This window comes from Halovenus amylolytica (assembly GCA_004015825.1).
Taxonomy (GTDB): domain Archaea; phylum Halobacteriota; class Halobacteria; order Halobacteriales; family Haloarculaceae; genus Halovenus; species Halovenus amylolytica.
On sequence record SAYS01000020.1, the window covers coordinates 15,164 to 30,795 of the forward strand.

Genomic DNA, 15,632 nt, shown 5'->3' on the forward strand with positions numbered 1-15,632 from the left:
CGAGACCGACCGTAAAGCCGAGATCGATGTTCACTGTTACAGTTTTGTCCAGTGAGTAGGCAGGAGGCTTATTGTTTTTGTTCGTCGACAGGACCGGCGTGTTCGAGACAGGACGACCGGAGCAAGTTATACAATCAGCGACGCTGACGGCTATAGATATGACTATCCAACCCATTGGAACTGCCGGTGCTCCTCGACGACCTGTGGTTTCCCTTCGCCGAAGAGATGGACGAACTCGACCCCTACGACGAGATAGCAGAGACCGTCCGAAACGATGCCGTCGAGCACAGAGAGCGTCAGTTCGAGGACGACGATGTCGCAATCGTCCTCTCGGAGAGCGACGACACACCCGGGCACGGAGAGAGCACGATCACAGGGTACGCAGTCGTCACTGCGAGCGAGTCGCCACCGATCTTCGCTCGCGGCCGGGAGGCGTCAGTTGATACTGGTGGCTATAAGAAACTGAAGAATTTCGCACACCCGGGATGCGACTCTCTTTACGAATGTATAGCCACCAGTATGAAGAGCTGTACGTTCGTCCCGGATATCGCAATCAGGGATTCGGAACACGGCTCATACAGCGGGCCGAGAGCTGGGCTGACGACGGGGACTGCGAGTATATCGAACGCGGTGTCAACGCAGACAACGACCCAGCGCGAGCACTGTACGAGTCACAGGGGTACGCGGTCAGACGACGGAAGATGGACAGACGACTGAACGCATAGGGGCCAGAAATCACCGGCACAAGGTGCCGTGGATCGACCCACGAACCTTTGTGTGGTTACTGCAGTCGCGGTTTCGAGAGGTTCTCCATCTCCCCGCCACAGTCGGGACACGACATGACCCGGTCGTTGCTACAGAGGCGGGTCAGACAGTCCCGGCATTCGTACAGGTCTTCACCTTCAGCACACGGCGCTGGATCTGATTGGGTTGGCATTTGTTCACAATACACAAGCAGGTGTAATAAATGATGGGTAACCAACAGGACACAGGGATACAGCCGGTAGCAAGCTGCTGGTCAGGATGACAGACGAGCACGAATCACGGGGAAAACTAACTGACGGGTAATCCGAAACCACTTTTCGGCTCCCCACGTGAACCTCATACGCGCGAGGGTGGCTGAGCTTGGCCAAAGGCGGCGGGCTTAAGACCCGCTCCCGTAGGGGTCCCTGGGTTCGAATCCCAGCCCTCGCATAGGAAGGCGCGACCAAACGGGAGCGCCTTCGACAACGAGCGGGGAGCGCCAGCGACCCGCGAGTATACCGCCTCGAACGAACGTGAGAGGCGTGTATACGAAACGGAGGGATTCGAAGTAGAGAAGACACAGCCCGGGAAGCGAACGAAGTGAGCGACCCGGAATGTCTTCGCGTGGTTCGAATCCCAGCCCTCGCATAGGATGGCGCGACCAAACGGGAGCGCCTTCGACAACGAGCGGGGAGCGCCAGCGCCCCGCGAGTATACCGTCTCGAACGCGCTGGGCTTTTGGTTCTGCCAGAAATATACTGGGTAATGACAAAGGAGATTCCAGAGACAGCCAAAAACGCGTTCGAGAAACACGATGCGATCGAGGTAGCCGACGAGGGGTACGAGATCACGACAACCGTCTTCGACGGGTTCGTGACCGCGAGCGAGGGACCGGAGTGGAAACACACCTACACAGTCACGGTGTACGTCCCGACCCTGGACGCCGCGACAGCAGAGGCAGTCGGCCCCGCAGTGCTCGACGGCTGGCGGGAGACGTTCGAACGCAGACTCGAAGACGCACCGAAATCGACGCGTTCGAACGTCGAGTTGCACGATTTCGACGTCGAGGAGATCGGTGACGAGCTACAGGTCACCTACACCTTCGAGTGGGGGAGTGAAGACCGGGCGACAGCGATCGCGAAAACGTTCGTCGAATACGTCGAGGGAACGTACGTCGAGGGAGTCGTCCCCGGCTACGAGTACGAGGAGCCAGTGTCGGATCTGCTCTCGGCCGCATCTGATGCCGGCAACCAGGGGACACCACTCTAGTCCATCGCGAGATAGGTCTGGGTACCGGAGACGCCGTCGATCGACTGGATCCCGCCTGTCGCGATATCCTTCACTTCGGCGGGTGAATCCACCGAGACGACGGCAATCAGATCCACGTCGCCCGCGACGATGTGGACCCGCTCGACGCCATCGATTCCCGAAATCGTGTCTTTTAGCCTGTCCGCCTCGCTCGTGTGTGCTTTGACCATGATGTAGGCTCTGACCATACTTATGCACCTCCTGGCGTTGCACGGCTGGACTGTCCGACGATGATCTGCCGGATCTCGTCGAGTTTCCCCGAGTCAGCCAGTACCACGACGCGGTCGCCCGCTTCCAGTGTATCGTCGGACGTCGGGAGCCGAAGCGACTCCTCGCTTTCTCCGTAGGCGAGCAGGCGACTCTCTCCCGGAAGTTCGAGTTCACTCAACGTGTATCCTCGCATGGGGGCCGCCTGGGTGATCGTAAACTCCACGATCTGGAGGTTCTGTTCGATGTCGGCGATCGCCCGGATGTTCCCGCCAGTCAGCGCGTTTTTCGCGACGATCGCGCCGAGCCGTTCGGGGAAGATGATCTGGTCGACCTCCTCGACGTACTTGCGGTAGATATCCTCCCGGTAGTCCTCGTCGATGCGCATGACGGTCCGGCAGCCGTACTGGTTCGCGATCGTACAGGCCGCATAGTTCGCGTTGAGATTGCCAGTGAGTGCACCGACAGCGTCGGCGTCCTCGATACCGGCTTCGAGCAGAACACTCTCGTCGGCACCGTCGCCCTGGATTACCTCGAACCCCTCCTCTGTGGCGCGGTCGATTGCCACTTCGTCGGTGTCGACGATGACCACCTCGTGATCGCTCCTTTTGATGGCGCGTGCAGTCCGCAGTCCCACGCGCCCCGCACCGAGAATGATGAATCGCATGTGCTATCGTACGGCAAGGAGATGAATAAAGCTATCCCGGCCCACCGGGGGAACACTTTTGATATGTCACGACATACCACTTTACACGATGGTACGGGCGTTTATTATGGTCAAAACGACCGCGGGGGAGTCGGCAGCGCTCCGTGAACAGATCGAAGAGAAAGAGGCAGTCCTGGAGGCTCACGTCGTCGCCGGTCAGTACGATATCATCGTCGAGGCAGAGGGCGAGGAAGTATACGAGGTTATCCACGCAGTCGCGACAGATCTGACAGAACTAGAAGGAGTTGTCGACACGCGGACGTACATCTGCCTGGAATGAGGTAACGACCAGTTTTCGTACGGTTCCCGCGGTGTGTGGCAGTGACGGTTCCCCAAAAGGAGAGGAAAGCACGGCTGTAGCATGTTAATTGGTACCAATCTACATCCCACACACAGCGTCATATATTACATGTATTAACTATTAACAAAACATATGTACATTCACATATATATTTCTTAGATATACCACAAATATAAGCATCAGCTTTAACAAGATACAATTATTTCATCACTAACAGGAAGCTTTTAGTTTGTTGGCTCTGGGTATCTTAATATGTCGAATTCGAATGATCTGACAGAAGGCGACAACACGAACCGACGCGGTTTCCTGGGCCTCCTCGGTGGAGGTGTAGCAGTGAGTCTCGCCGGCTGTTCGGGCGGTGGTGACGACAACGGAGACGATGGTAGCGGTGACGACGACGGAAACATGAGTGGTGACGACGGAAACACGAGTGACAACGATGGAGATGACGATTCAGACGGAGAGGTAGCCGAGGGCGGCCAGCTGAACCTCATCAACGCGCCTGTATCGACGTTCGATCCGATCGCGTCGACGGACACGGCATCCGCGACTGTCCTCGGGCAAGCCTACGAGAACCTCGTTCACTACCCGAACGGCGAGAGTGAACTCGAAAACCAGCTCGTCGAGAACATCGATATCTCCGAAGACAATCTCACGTATACGTTCACGCTCAAGGAGGGAGTTCCGTACCACGACAACGAGGTCAAAGACGAACTGACAGCCCACGACTTCGAGTACGCGTGGCGCCGACTCGCGGAGGCCGAGGCCAGCGAGCGTGCAAACTTCATGTTCGGTACCGGGTTCATGATCGAGTACGAAACTGACGAAGAAAACGGGATCGGCGCCGCCAACGTCGCCCCCGACTCACTCGGTATCGAGGTTGTCGACGACTACACCTTCGAGATGACCCTCCAGGAGGTCGAACCGGCGACGATGGACGTGCTCGCGTACGACTCCTTCGCTGCGATGCCCGAGGGACTCGTCGACGACATCCAGGGGTACGAAGACGCCCCGTACAGCCAGAACGAGATCGCACGTGAGGTGACGGTCGGTACTGGACCGTTCACCCTGGACAACTTCGAGAGCGGCTCCGAAGCGATCGTCACGGCATTCGACGACTACCACGGCGAAGGACCGTATCTCGACTCGGTCCACTGGGAGATTCTCTCGGACGACGAGGCGATTTTCACCTACGGGATGGAGCGAAACGCGGATGCCATCGCGATTCCGACCGGACAGTACGATCAGGGCCTGGTCAACGTCGAAGAACAGGACGACCGTGGACGGGACGTCGGTACCTACGGTCCAGTGGAGAACGGCGATACGCTCAACTACATCGCCGTACCCACGTTGAGTACGTTCTACGTCGCGTTCAACGCATCGCGAGTCCCCCGCCCGGTTCGACAGGCTGTCGCGTACGTGACGAACCACGAGGAGCTGATAAACGAGGTCTTCAAGGGTCGAGGCGCAGAGGCGTGGTCTTTCACTCCACCCGCGATGTGGCCCGGCGGTGCGGACGCCTACAACGACTTTGTCGACCAGTATCCGTACGGTCGCAACGAAACCAACCTCGACCAGGCACAGCAGGTGCTCGAAGATGCCGGATACACGCAAGACGATCCGTTCGAGATGACGCTGACGACCTACGATAGCTCGGCCTTCCAGCAGTTCGCGCGGCTCACGCGGGACAAGCTCTCGGGGACTGGAGTCGAGTTCGATATCGACGAGGCTCCGTTCAATACGTTGATCCAGCGCGGGGAGAACGGCGAGCTCGATATGTACTCGCTGGGCTGGATCTGGAGCTGGATCGATCCGGCCTACGGGCTGTTCGGGTTCGAACCGGAGAACACGAACACGGACGAAATTCCGGAAAATGCCAACGGTTACTACCTCGACTGGCAGAGCCAGCTCGGGGAGTCCGAGTGGGCAGATCAGGCACAGGAAGCCTGGGAGCGGGCACAGGATAACCCCGGCCCCGACTCACAGGATATCCGCGACGAGGCCTGGCTCGAGATCGAGGAGGCCCGGCAGGAAGATATGGTTCTACTGCCACTCTACCACGAACTCGGAGAATCCTTCCGGTACGACTGGGCCAACATTCCGAAAATCGGCGGGCTCGGTGGACACCGGTTGCAGCACAACAGAAGCTGGCTCGACGAAGACGCACCGAACCGAGAGCCGTAACTGCCCCCCACGTACCGCCCTGAATTTGCTGCTACACCGACAGGAAGCGGCACATATATTCCGGCGGTGTCGGTCGAATGTAGAGGATTTAAGGCCAACGAAGAATTTCCATCATGTGATGGACACGCACGGTAATCAACTAATACCATGTCAGTGAACGCCACGACATCAGGAGTACACCATGAGTAGATGGCGATACTTCGGTCTCCGCCTGTTGTTGACGATCCCGATCCTGTTTCTAGCGATGACGCTAGTGTTTATGATCACCAGAATGGGGCCGCTAGATCCCGTAACGGCCATTCTGGGACCAGAAGCATCAGGAGGCGCTTCCGAAGACATCCGACAGCGACTGGGGCTCGACCTCCCACTCTGGCGACAGTACATCGATTTCATGGTCGGGTTACTCACGTTCGACCTGGGCCAGGCCTGGGTGGCCGCCCAGCGCGGGACGCCGGTAACCGCTCTGATCGCCGAGCGCGCGCCACGGACGATCTGGCTCGGACTGTGGGCGATCATGCTCCCGATCTTTATCGGTGTCCCGCTCGGCTTCTACGCCGGGCTGCGGTCGAACACGTTCGGCGACTGGATCGCCTCCTTCCTGGGAATCGTCTGGCAGGCGATGCCGAACTTCTGGCTGGGGATCATGCTCCTTGCAGTTCTCCGCCAGACCCGGCCCGGAAACCAGTTCGACTTCCTGCCGGACTGGTACGAACTCGGGCCGACGACGGAGAGTTTGCTGGGGACGCCCGATCTTAGCTTTATCGCGATCGACTGGTTTCTCCTCGTCCCGATCCCGACGATGTTCGATTTCTTCGGCTTTCTCACCGCCCTCAAACAGATCACGCCGGCGGCGCTCGTACTCGGCTCGGCACTGATGGTCTCGGAGATGCGGATCGGTCGGACAGCAGTGCTCGAACAGGTCAACGCGAACTACGTCGAGACGGCGAAAGCGAAGGGGCTGAAAGGCCGGACGATCGTCTGGAAGCACATTTTCCGAAACGCGTCGATCCCACTGGTGCCGGTGTTGATGAGCGAGATCAGCATCCTGATCGGCGGCTCTGTCATCATCGAGGTCGTCTTCGGGATCAACGGGATCGGACAGCTGTTCTATCAGGCAGTGTTACAGGGTGATCTCCCGGTCGCGGGCTCGCTGGCCTTTGTCTTCGCGGTGATTACGCTGTTTTTCAACGTCCTACAGGATCTCCTGTACACGCTAATCGATCCACGAGTAGGGTTCGAACAATGAGTATACAGAACACACAGACTGGAACGGAAGAAACCACGACGATCCAGCAGAAGGTACTCGAAAACAAACGCCCGGCAGCGATCTGGGCCGTCGGCATGCTCGTTCTCGTCGGTCTCGAGTTCGGTCGAATCACAGGCTGGGTAGTCACTGCAGGCGGTGTGGCTGCGCTCATCTTCGACCTGTTCGTCTCGCTCCCGGCGATCATCGGTAGCAACGTTGGCGGCGTATTCGGCTTCGCCGGCGATTTCGTCGCAACGGGAGTCAGGCTCGTTACGACCGTCGCTGTGGCGCTTCTGTTGCTCGCGATCCCCGCCGGAACGGTCCGGAGACTGCTCCCGGTCTCACCTGCAAAAGAACTGCGACCCGAGATGCCAGTCAATATCCGCCTGCTCGTCGACCGGGCGATCGTCACCCTGGGGCTGTTCGTCGCGGCTCTGTTGATCGTCCTGACACCGGTCGGTGGGGCGGTCGACTCGATCATCGCAGCTATCCAGTCGCTTTTCGACTCGGCCGCCTCGGTACAGACGCTGACGAGCAGGGAGACGATTCCGAACCAGGGATACGAGTCCCCCAGTGGGAGCGGCTGGGAAGGGACGTTTATGGGACTCTCGCCGGCCTTGGCCTGGGCACTCCGGGTGACGGTTATCTATCTCTACGCCACGCTGCTGGTGTTCTGGATCTGGAAGGGGTACACGACCTACCGACAGCACTACCGCGAGGCGGACTGGACACCACTCGACGACAGTATCGATCGGTTTCGCGGACACAAGTGGGGCCTGTTCGGGCTCGCAGTTGTCTTCGCCTTCCTCGTCCTGGCGATCTGGGCACCGGTTATGGGCCCGACCACCATCGAAGCGAACCACTACGAGCCCTATAGCAACGAGTTCCAGTATCTCGGCGACAGTGGAGACGTCCAGTCGACGTTCCACGGCACGGCAAACATCCAGAGTCGGTCGAACGGCGATAGCAACGTCGGACCGATGAGCTACGACGACTACGGCCGGTGGGCACCCTTCGGGACGAATGCAGACGGCAAGGATCTGTTCACGTTCCTCGCCTTTGGGGCACGGACGTCGCTCGTGATCGGTCTCGTGACGATCGGACTGAGTGGTATGTTCGCGTTGATACTCGCACTCGTCTCCTCGTATTACAAGGGCATCATCGATCTCGTGGCCGTGATGGGCAGTGATACGGTGCAGTCGATCCCTGCCTTACTGCTGATACTGATGTTGATGGTGACATTACGTGAGTTCGAGCATCCGATCGTCGGGATCTACGACGGGGGTATCTTGCTCGCATTCATCCTGGCGTTTACCTACTGGCCGGGGCTGTGGCGATCGATCCGTGGTCCGACACTCCAGGTATCCGAATCCGAGTGGATCGACGCAGCCAAAAGCTACGGACAGAAACCAAGCGTTATCATGCGAAAACACATGGCACCGTACGTGCTCGCGTACATGCTGATCTACGCCTCGTTGATCCTCGGGACGATCATCATCACGACGGCAGCGCTCTCCTTCCTCGGGATCGGTATCGGCGCGCCGACACCCGAGTGGGGCCGGATGATCGAGAGTGGGCGGGGATACATTTCGACCCAATCCTGGCACATCTCGACGATCCCCGGAATCATGATCGTCTTCGTCGTGATCGGCTTCAACGCACTCGGTGACGCGATCCGTGACGCGATCGATATCGAGGCGGACATCAGTGGCGAGAGTGCCACTGGGGGGGCAGCCTGATGGCGGTCGAACAGGAAGTGGAGCCGACGGCCAGCCAGTCGGAGGCGATCCTCGAAGTCCGGAACCTCCAGACTGCATTCTATACCGACAGGGAGACGATCCGGGCCGTCGACGGCGTGAGCTTCGACGTAGTCCCAGGGAGGACGGTCGGCATCGTCGGCGAGTCAGGCTCGGGCAAAAGTGTCACAGCCCGCTCGCTGATGCGACTGATCGATAGTCCCGGACAGATCCTGCAGGGCAGTAGTATCAGGTTCACAGAGCGCGGGACTGTGAGAGCCTTCGCCGAGAAATTCCCGAAACGGACGGTCGACGTCGGGAAACTCGCCGACAAACACGACCCGGCAGTGCTTCTCGAACGGCCAGACGTGGATGCCAATCCAAGAACGTTCGGCAAGCGTGATGCCGCCGAGGTCGGGCTGGCGGAGATTCTGGCCGCCGGCTACGCCGACGATCTCGGTATCATCGACGACACCGACTGTGTGTTCGTTACCGAGGGGTCGACCGACGATCCGACGGCTGGGTTCGTTGAGGTGACACGCACCAGCGGAGAGGCCAAACGGCTGATGCGCGGTGGCCGGATCGGTATGATCTTCCAGGACCCACTGACGAGTCTCAACCCCGTCTACACGGTCGGCAACCAGATCAAGGAGTCGCTGCGGCTCCACCAGGGGCTCCGGGGGAAGAAAGCGACCGAGGAAGCAGCCACACTGCTCAGAGCGGTCGGCATCCCCGACGCCCGCCGCCGGCTCAAGGAGTATCCACACCAGTTCTCGGGCGGGATGCGCCAGCGGGCAGTCATCGCGATGGCACTCGCCTGCGAGCCGGAGGTGTTGATCTGTGACGAGCCGACCACGGCGCTGGATGTCACGATCCAGGCACAGATCCTCGATCTCCTCGAAGAGGTCCAGGAAGAGCGCGATCTCGGGATCATCTTCATCACCCACGACATGGGTGTGATCGCGGACATCACCCACCGTGTCAACGTCATGTACGCCGGCGAGATCGTCGAGACCGCGGGTGTCGAACAGCTGTTCGCGAACCCGAAACATCCGTACACACAGGGGCTGCTCAGATCGATCCCCGGACAGCAAGCGGGTGAGAAACTCGAAACGATCGATGGCCAGGTTCCGACGCCCAACGAGAAAGCGACCGACTGCCGGTTCGCGCCACGGTGTCCGAAAGCCTTCGAGGACTGCGAGAAGGTGCATCCGGAATCCGTCTCGGTCGACGAGGCGGATGTCGATCACACCGCAGCCTGTCTCCTCTATCCCGAGGAGCTATCGAGAGCCGACGCTGTGGAGTATCACAGACAGCGAGGTGCGGACGAATGAGCCAGGAAATCGCCCACTCGGAACGGCAGAGAGACGAAGACGTACTGATCCAAGTCCGTGACCTGAAGACCTACTACGGCTCCGAACAGCTGATCGGCGGACGGCCAGTCAAGGCAGTCGACGGCGTCAACTTCGAGATCAGCCGCGGTGAGACACTCGGGCTGGTCGGCGAATCCGGCTGTGGGAAGACGACACTCGGCCGGACACTCCTCCAGCTGGAGACACCGACCGCCGGTGAGATCAGGTTCGACGGCACCGACATCACGACACTCCGGGGGTACGAGCTCAAGGAGTGGCGACGGAACGCCCAGATGGTGTTCCAGGACCCGGATTCGAGCCTGAACCAGCGGATGACAGTCGGCGAGATCGTCCGCGAACCACTCGACGTCTACGAGTGGAAGACCCCACAACAGCGACGGCAACGGGTCCGAGAACTGCTCGATACGGTCGGCCTGAAACGCGAACACTACTACCGGTATCCCCACCAGTTCTCTGGCGGCCAGCGCCAGCGGGTCGGGATCGCACGGACGCTCACCCTCGAACCGGAGTTTATCGTCCTCGACGAGCCGGTCTCGGCGCTGGACGTGAGCGTCCAGGCGGAGGTCATCAATCTGCTCGAACGCCTGCAAGACGAGTTCGGACTTACCTACCTCTTTATCGCCCACGATCTCTCCGTCGTCAGACACATTAGCGACCGGGTTGCCGTGATGTATCTGGGCAACATCATGGAGATCGGGCCGACCGAGGAACTGTTCACCGATCCAGCGAACCCGTACACGCGATCCCTGCTGTCGGCGATTCCGGCGCCGGACCCGACATCGCAGAAAGAACGCGTGCACCTCCGCGGGACGCCGCCGAATCCGCGGTATCCGCCGAGTGGCTGTCCGTTCCGGACCCGGTGTCCGGTCCGGATCCGTCCCGAGGAGTACGAACAGCTCGACGAGGAGATCTGGGACAGCCTGAATCGGTTAGAGGAGATCCTCGAAGAGCGCAGACGGTCCCGCGGGGCCGTCGACAGATTCCGCGAGAAGGTCGGCCTCGATACACGGTACGCGACGGCAGCGGAGATCCGCGAGGAACTGTTCGAGCCCCTGGCCGTGCCGGATCAGGTCGAGTCGGTTCTCGACGACGTCTCGGCGGAGATCGAGGCTGGTGACGAAATGGCAGCGATCGAGGTGTTACAGGCCGAGTTCCGGACCGTCTGTGGCAGCGAGAAGCCGAGCCACCATACGGTCAGCGACTCCGGACGGACGAGTTACTGTCACCGCCACAGAGACGAGCACCGGGATCCGAAGACCGCCTTCGAGGAACGAACCTGAACGGTATGCTCCCTCGCAACCGGTTTCGTCCAGTGGCAGTTGCGGCAACGTACGTGTTCGTCTACGCACTCGCAGTCGCTTTGCTGGCGATCGTCGGCGCGGGGATCGCTGCCGCCGCGACGGGTGGCGGGCTGGTCCGGATGAAAGTCATCCTGTTCGTGATCGGCTGGCTGCTCATGGCGTACGCGACGGTCCGTCTCTGGCCGTCGAGTCCAGACGCCCTCGAATCCGACTCGACGCCGACCACGGAGACGATTCCGGAGTTCGGCTCGCGGTCGCGGTTCGAGGCCGTCGTCTACGAGTTGCCACCGGCGAAGTGGCTCCCGGTGCCAGAACCCGAACTCCGGACGGGTAGCGAGACGAAGCTGTTTCTCGGCAGCCTGCTCGTCTTTCTGTCGTCGTTCCTGCTGGAGACCATCTTCGGTGCAACGTGAACAAGATATAAACAGCTCCCAGCGGACAACAGAGTATGACCGGGATAGGAGACAACCAGACGGGCGACGAACAGAAGCTCCGACACACTGCAAAGCCCCGGCGAGAGGCCTGGGAGGGAACCCTGGAAGAACTGGACGCCCTCGCCGAGGAACGACGCGCGGACGGCTGGGACGTGGTCGACGTCGCCGCGATCCACACCGATCCAGTCACACCCGACATGGGTGACGACGAGGAACGGTTCGGTATCGTCTACACGATCGCCGACAACCACTCCGACGCGGTCCGCGGATCTTTCGAAGACGGGTCGTTCACCGAGTATCAGGTCTACGGGCGGATCGTCAGTGGCTACATCTTCCAGGTCGTCGAACTCCTCGACCCGGAGCGAACGCGTGCGCTGCTGATTGCATCGTCTTACGAACGCACCCGCGCCCGTGGACTCAGTGAGGCTGCGCGAACGCACGAGGTGCTGTACACACACGCCAAAACGATCGACGGAACACCGCTGGGTGTCGTCAAACACGAAGCGTACGAACCGCTGCTGCCGGAAGGAAAGAACGACTAGATCGCCGTATCGTACTCGTCTTCGAACTCGCGTTCGCCGCGGTAGACGTCGACGAACTCTTCGACGTCGAACTCCGCAAGCTGGCGTTCGAACTCCGAGACTGTCTCGCCGTCGTCGGCATGGCTGACCGCGTGTTCCATCATTTCGACGACGAGTTCGACGACGATCCGGTGGAGCTCGCGGGCGTCGAAATCGGCCACCCAGACCAGTCCGAAACCAACCTCGCCGTCACCGGAACAGTCTGCCACCGCGATTTCCTCGGGGTGCTCTTCGCGCACCATCGCGAGCAGGTGGGCAGTGGTGAACTCGTCGAACTCGTCTTCTGTCGTGATCGTCGCACGGAGCGTGTCGGCGAGAAACTCCGGGACGAATCTGCCCAGGGGGTGGACGTCCATCACGACCGCGTGGCTCGCACCGCAGTCACAGTCACGTTCGCGAACGCCGAGATCCAGCTCGTGTGGGTGCAGCTGCTCGCCGCAGTACAACTCGAGTTCGTCGTCGCCCTCGCCGGGAACACGCGGTGTCGCCATGAGTCAGGGCCAGTCGTCGCGGGTATCCTCTTCCATCTCGACTGTCTGTTCGTCTTCGGCGATCTCCCAGCCGGCCGACTCGGCGGCCACGTCGAGATCGACGTACTCCCAGCCGGTTTCCTCGGCCAGCTGTTCGTCCTCGTCTGTGGTGCCGACGAAGACGTACCGATCGCTTTTGAACTGGTCCTGGATGTTTTCGAGACTCTCCCTGCGGGTGCGTGGCCCCGAGAAGAAGTCCTGTCTGATCCGGTGTTTGCGGGTGAAATTCGTCACGACGTATGTCGGTTTATCCGAGATCACACCGATGTAGTTCGTCCACTGGCGCGCGTCAGTAAAGACCGAATCCGGCGCCTGGAGATCCTTGAGTGCCTCTAGTTCGAACGCGAGTGTCATATCGCCACTGCCGCCATCCATACTGAACGCTCGGGTGGCAGTGGAAAAAAGACCGTCGGTCGCGGCTGTTAATCAGCTTCTGGGGGTGATTCGAGTTTCTCCAGATCGACGTTCTCTTCGAGCAACAGTTCCTTCTGGTCGGCGACCTGCCGTTCCTCGCGGATAATCTGTTTGAACGCCGACTGCTGGGAGAGATCGCCGATCAACACACCACCGACGAGCTGGCCGTTTTTGAACGCCACCTGTCGCCACTCGGTATCGGAGTATTTGCGCTCGGCGGTCTCGTCGCCGATCGTCGGATGTCCGAATGAAAGGAACGGGAAATCGAAGTGCGTGATCGAGTACGAGGAGACCCAGCGGAAGGCATCGGTTTCATCGTCTGCCACCATATTCGTCCCCGCGATCGATCCCTGTTCTTTCGCCGACCCCCACGAGCCGTTCTGCGCCTGTTCGTCGAAGATGGTGTCGTAGTACTGTGTAATGTCACCTGCAGCGTAGACGTTGTCGACGTTCGTCTGCATGTACTCGTCGACGACGACGCCGTTGTCACGCTCGATACCGGTGCCCTGGAGCCACTCCGTGTTGAAATCCAGCCCGATCGCGACACCGGCCCACTCGGCCTCGAACCGTTCCCCGTTCGGATCGACAGCCGCCTCGACGTGGCCCTCGTCGTCGACCTCGAAATGGTCGACGCCGGAGTTGAACACCGGTTTGACACCCTTCTCTTCGAGTGCGTCGTGGATGATCTCGGCCCCCTCCTCCGAGAGTGCGTACCGCCACCAGCAGTTCCCCCGCATCAGGTAGTGGGCGTCCAGTCCCTGTGCGGCGGAGATCGCAGCGAGGTCGATGCCGAGCAATCCTGCGCCGACGACGACACCCGTCTCCGACTGTTCGGCGTGCTCTCTGATCTGGCGCGCGTCCTCGAAGGTCCAGAAGTGATGGATGCCATCGGCGTCGGAGTTGTCGACTGGCAACTGTGTCGGCGTCCCACCGGTCGCGATCAGCAGTTTGTCGTACTCGTAACTGTCCCCCGTGTGCGTGTGGACGACCTGCTCGTCTGTGTCGACTGTCTCGACGTGTGTGTTCAACTCCAGCGCGATATCGCGTTCCTCGTACCACTCCGGCTCGTGGATGGAGATAGGCGCTTCGGGCAGCTTGCCTTTGGCAAACTCCTTGATCAGGATGCGGTTGTACAGGGCCTCACCCTCGTCGGTGAGTATCGTGACGTCCGCCTCGGGATCTTCCTCCCGTATGGTTTCAGCCGCTGAACTCCCCGCGATCCCGTCGCCTATGATTAGATGCGACGTGCTCATACAACGGGTGTTGAACGCCAGGCCTAATGTGGGTTGCTATTCATCTAGTCTTTGCGATGATATCGGCTGGAGCTGTACGAAACTGGACAGGAGTGAGTAAGTATAATAATAACTATTCACATTGAAATAATCCAGCCAGTTCTTGGAATATACCATCAGTCAGTGCCATCACGAACCTTTACCGCCATCCCGGTTTCGAACGCAGCCATCCCCTGTCCCGAAAGCTCTGCGCGTCCGACGGCGAGCAGCGATCCATCGGTGTGTTCGACGAGTACCTCGTCGCGTGGTCGGATCGCCTCGTCCGCGTTCGAGACGAACTTCGCGAAGACGTTGCGTCCCTCCCGGATGTACGGTTCGCTCTCGTCACCCACGACGACACGATACGCGGGCGAGTCGAGTATCTCCTGCAGGCGTCGGCCGCCGGCGAGTCCGAGCCGGAAGCGGCCGTCAGACTCGTAGGTTCCGATCCGACCATCCGGGCAGTGGATCTGGCGGGGTCGACCCGAACTCGTCCGGGTCACCGACAGCTCGTCGGGGTCGGCAAACAGCCCGTTACCCGCGCCCGCACCGAACTGGTAGTCAGCGACGTGTCCCAACCCTTCGATATCGTCGGCCATTACCCGTCGTTTTGCGTCGACGGCAAAAACCCCTCTGTTCAGTGTGTCCCATCGATCGCCAGCCCAAGCATGTACGGCGTCAGCACTGCATCGACGGCTGCAACGCCGAGGACGACCAACCGGATCAGTCCGTCGAGAAACAGGAGTGCAACCAGCGCAATTGTGCCGGCACTAAGCAGTCCGACGAGCGACCGGACTCGTTTGTCTGCAAGCGGATTCGCTGCTGACATACACGCCAGTCCGGGTGAGACCAACAAAAATAGGGTCGGCCCGTTTCTCAACCTGAAACAGGGCGACGGTCAGTCGGCCGTTTCGAGCGGTTCGATCAGTTCGATGACGTGGCCGTCGGGGTCCTCGATGAAGGCGGTTCGCGCCGAGGCTGCCGGCTGGTCGGCGGGTTCCTGGACGACGCCGTGGTGGTCGATAGTCTCGAAGGCGCCGTCGACGTTCTCGACTTTGACTGCGAAGTGATCCCAGGCTGTCCCGGCTTCGAACTCGTCTTCGCCATCTGTGTCGGAAAGCTGTAGCTCGAACCCGTTACCGTCAGCGACGTAGACGTTACGGGTGGAGCCATCGTCGCTCGTGAACTCCCAGGAGTGGTCGAAGCCGAGCTCTTCGGTATACCACTCGGCGAGACGGTCAGCGTCCGAGACGTTCAAACAGACGTGTAGTGCGTCCATACGTGTCGTGCAACCGC

20 protein-coding genes and 1 tRNA gene are annotated in these 15,632 nt (G+C 60.1%); 11 read left to right on the plus strand and 10 right to left on the minus strand.

The window, feature by feature from the left end; translation table 11 throughout:
• Positions 1–162 precede the first annotated feature (162 nt).
• Complete coding sequence (locus EOW68_RS15140) at positions 163–357, minus strand: hypothetical protein (RefSeq protein WP_128226007.1); 195 nt, start codon at positions 355–357, stop codon at positions 163–165.
• Positions 358–503: 146 nt separating this feature from the next.
• Between EOW68_RS15140 and EOW68_RS15145 the strand changes: the two genes are divergently transcribed.
• The gene (locus EOW68_RS15145) at positions 504–725 is read left to right on the plus strand and encodes a GNAT family N-acetyltransferase (RefSeq protein ID WP_431358968.1); all 222 of its coding nucleotides are present in this window, start codon (positions 504–506) and stop codon (positions 723–725) included.
• A 56-nt stretch (positions 726–781) separates the two neighbouring features.
• Here the strand turns inward: EOW68_RS15145 and EOW68_RS15150 are convergent, their stop codons facing one another.
• Complete coding sequence (locus tag EOW68_RS15150; RefSeq protein ID WP_128226009.1) at positions 782–937, minus strand: rubrerythrin-like domain-containing protein; 156 nt, start codon at positions 935–937, stop codon at positions 782–784.
• A 172-nt stretch (positions 938–1,109) separates the two neighbouring features.
• On the opposite strand from EOW68_RS15150, the gene EOW68_RS15155 reads away from it, so the two are divergent.
• Positions 1,110–1,194: transfer RNA gene (locus tag EOW68_RS15155), tRNA-Leu, on the plus strand.
• A 315-nt stretch (positions 1,195–1,509) separates the two neighbouring features.
• On the plus strand, positions 1,510–2,013 hold the full coding sequence (locus EOW68_RS15160) for a DUF5813 family protein (protein WP_128226010.1): 504 nt from the start codon (positions 1,510–1,512) through the stop codon (positions 2,011–2,013).
• On the opposite strand, the gene EOW68_RS15165 is transcribed toward EOW68_RS15160, so the two are convergent.
• Positions 2,010–2,240, minus strand: a complete 231-nt coding sequence (locus tag EOW68_RS15165) for an Lrp/AsnC family transcriptional regulator (protein WP_128226011.1) — start codon at positions 2,238–2,240, stop codon at positions 2,010–2,012. The genes EOW68_RS15160 and EOW68_RS15165 overlap by 4 nt on opposite strands.
• Before the next feature lie 2 nt (positions 2,241–2,242).
• Positions 2,243–2,926, minus strand: a complete 684-nt coding sequence (locus tag EOW68_RS15170) for a potassium channel family protein (RefSeq protein ID WP_128226012.1) — start codon at positions 2,924–2,926, stop codon at positions 2,243–2,245.
• 88 nt (positions 2,927–3,014) lie between these two features.
• Here EOW68_RS15170 and EOW68_RS15175 point away from each other — a divergent pair, with 88 nt between their 5' ends.
• From EOW68_RS15175 to EOW68_RS15210, 8 genes are all read left to right on the plus strand, one after another.
• Positions 3,015–3,245 (plus strand): Lrp/AsnC ligand binding domain-containing protein, encoded by a 231-nt coding sequence (locus tag EOW68_RS15175; protein ID WP_128226013.1) that lies wholly within the window; start codon positions 3,015–3,017, stop codon positions 3,243–3,245.
• 273 nt (positions 3,246–3,518) lie between these two features.
• Positions 3,519–5,450, plus strand: a complete 1,932-nt coding sequence (locus tag EOW68_RS15180; protein ID WP_128226014.1) for an ABC transporter substrate-binding protein — start codon at positions 3,519–3,521, stop codon at positions 5,448–5,450.
• A 181-nt stretch (positions 5,451–5,631) separates the two neighbouring features.
• The gene (locus tag EOW68_RS15185; protein ID WP_128226015.1) at positions 5,632–6,696 is read left to right on the plus strand and encodes an ABC transporter permease; all 1,065 of its coding nucleotides are present in this window, start codon (positions 5,632–5,634) and stop codon (positions 6,694–6,696) included.
• Positions 6,693–8,435 carry an ABC transporter permease gene (locus EOW68_RS15190; RefSeq protein WP_128226016.1) on the plus strand — a complete coding sequence of 581 codons (1,743 nt, stop codon included), beginning with the start codon at positions 6,693–6,695 and terminating at the stop codon, positions 8,433–8,435. Before EOW68_RS15185 ends, EOW68_RS15190 begins: the two co-directional genes overlap by 4 nt.
• Positions 8,435–9,766 (plus strand): ABC transporter ATP-binding protein, encoded by a 1,332-nt coding sequence (locus tag EOW68_RS15195; protein WP_128226017.1) that lies wholly within the window; start codon positions 8,435–8,437, stop codon positions 9,764–9,766. Before EOW68_RS15190 ends, EOW68_RS15195 begins: the two co-directional genes overlap by 1 nt.
• Complete coding sequence (locus EOW68_RS15200; protein ID WP_128226018.1) at positions 9,763–11,085, plus strand: ABC transporter ATP-binding protein; 1,323 nt, start codon at positions 9,763–9,765, stop codon at positions 11,083–11,085. Before EOW68_RS15195 ends, EOW68_RS15200 begins: the two co-directional genes overlap by 4 nt.
• 32 nt (positions 11,086–11,117) lie before the next feature.
• On the plus strand, positions 11,118–11,519 hold the full coding sequence (locus EOW68_RS15205) for a DUF7555 family protein (protein ID WP_128226019.1): 402 nt from the start codon (positions 11,118–11,120) through the stop codon (positions 11,517–11,519).
• 35 nt (positions 11,520–11,554) lie between these two features.
• On the plus strand, positions 11,555–12,082 hold the full coding sequence (locus EOW68_RS15210; RefSeq protein WP_128226020.1) for a DUF7529 family protein: 528 nt from the start codon (positions 11,555–11,557) through the stop codon (positions 12,080–12,082).
• On the opposite strand, the gene EOW68_RS15215 is transcribed toward EOW68_RS15210, so the two are convergent.
• The 6 genes from EOW68_RS15215 to EOW68_RS15240 all read right to left on the minus strand — a co-directional run bounded on the left by EOW68_RS15215 (position 12,079) and on the right by EOW68_RS15240 (position 15,615).
• On the minus strand, positions 12,079–12,612 hold the full coding sequence (locus EOW68_RS15215; RefSeq protein ID WP_128226021.1) for a DUF5815 family protein: 534 nt from the start codon (positions 12,610–12,612) through the stop codon (positions 12,079–12,081). The genes EOW68_RS15210 and EOW68_RS15215 overlap by 4 nt on opposite strands.
• A gap of 3 nt (positions 12,613–12,615) precedes the next feature.
• A complete protein-coding gene (locus tag EOW68_RS15220; protein WP_128226022.1) occupies positions 12,616–13,026 on the minus strand; it encodes a DUF7124 domain-containing protein in 411 nt (136 codons plus the stop codon).
• 47 nt (positions 13,027–13,073) lie between these two features.
• Positions 13,074–14,318: an NAD(P)/FAD-dependent oxidoreductase gene (locus EOW68_RS15225; RefSeq protein WP_128226023.1), complete on the minus strand. Its 1,245-nt coding sequence runs from the start codon at positions 14,316–14,318 to the stop codon at positions 13,074–13,076.
• Positions 14,319–14,473: 155 nt separating this feature from the next.
• Positions 14,474–14,935 (minus strand): PUA domain-containing protein, encoded by a 462-nt coding sequence (locus EOW68_RS15230; RefSeq protein ID WP_128226024.1) that lies wholly within the window; start codon positions 14,933–14,935, stop codon positions 14,474–14,476.
• 38 nt (positions 14,936–14,973) lie between these two features.
• Complete coding sequence (locus EOW68_RS15235) at positions 14,974–15,165, minus strand: hypothetical protein (RefSeq protein ID WP_128226025.1); 192 nt, start codon at positions 15,163–15,165, stop codon at positions 14,974–14,976.
• A 69-nt stretch (positions 15,166–15,234) separates the two neighbouring features.
• Positions 15,235–15,615 carry a VOC family protein gene (locus tag EOW68_RS15240; RefSeq protein ID WP_128226026.1) on the minus strand — a complete coding sequence of 127 codons (381 nt, stop codon included), beginning with the start codon at positions 15,613–15,615 and terminating at the stop codon, positions 15,235–15,237.
• Between the last annotated feature and the right edge of the window lie 17 nt (positions 15,616–15,632).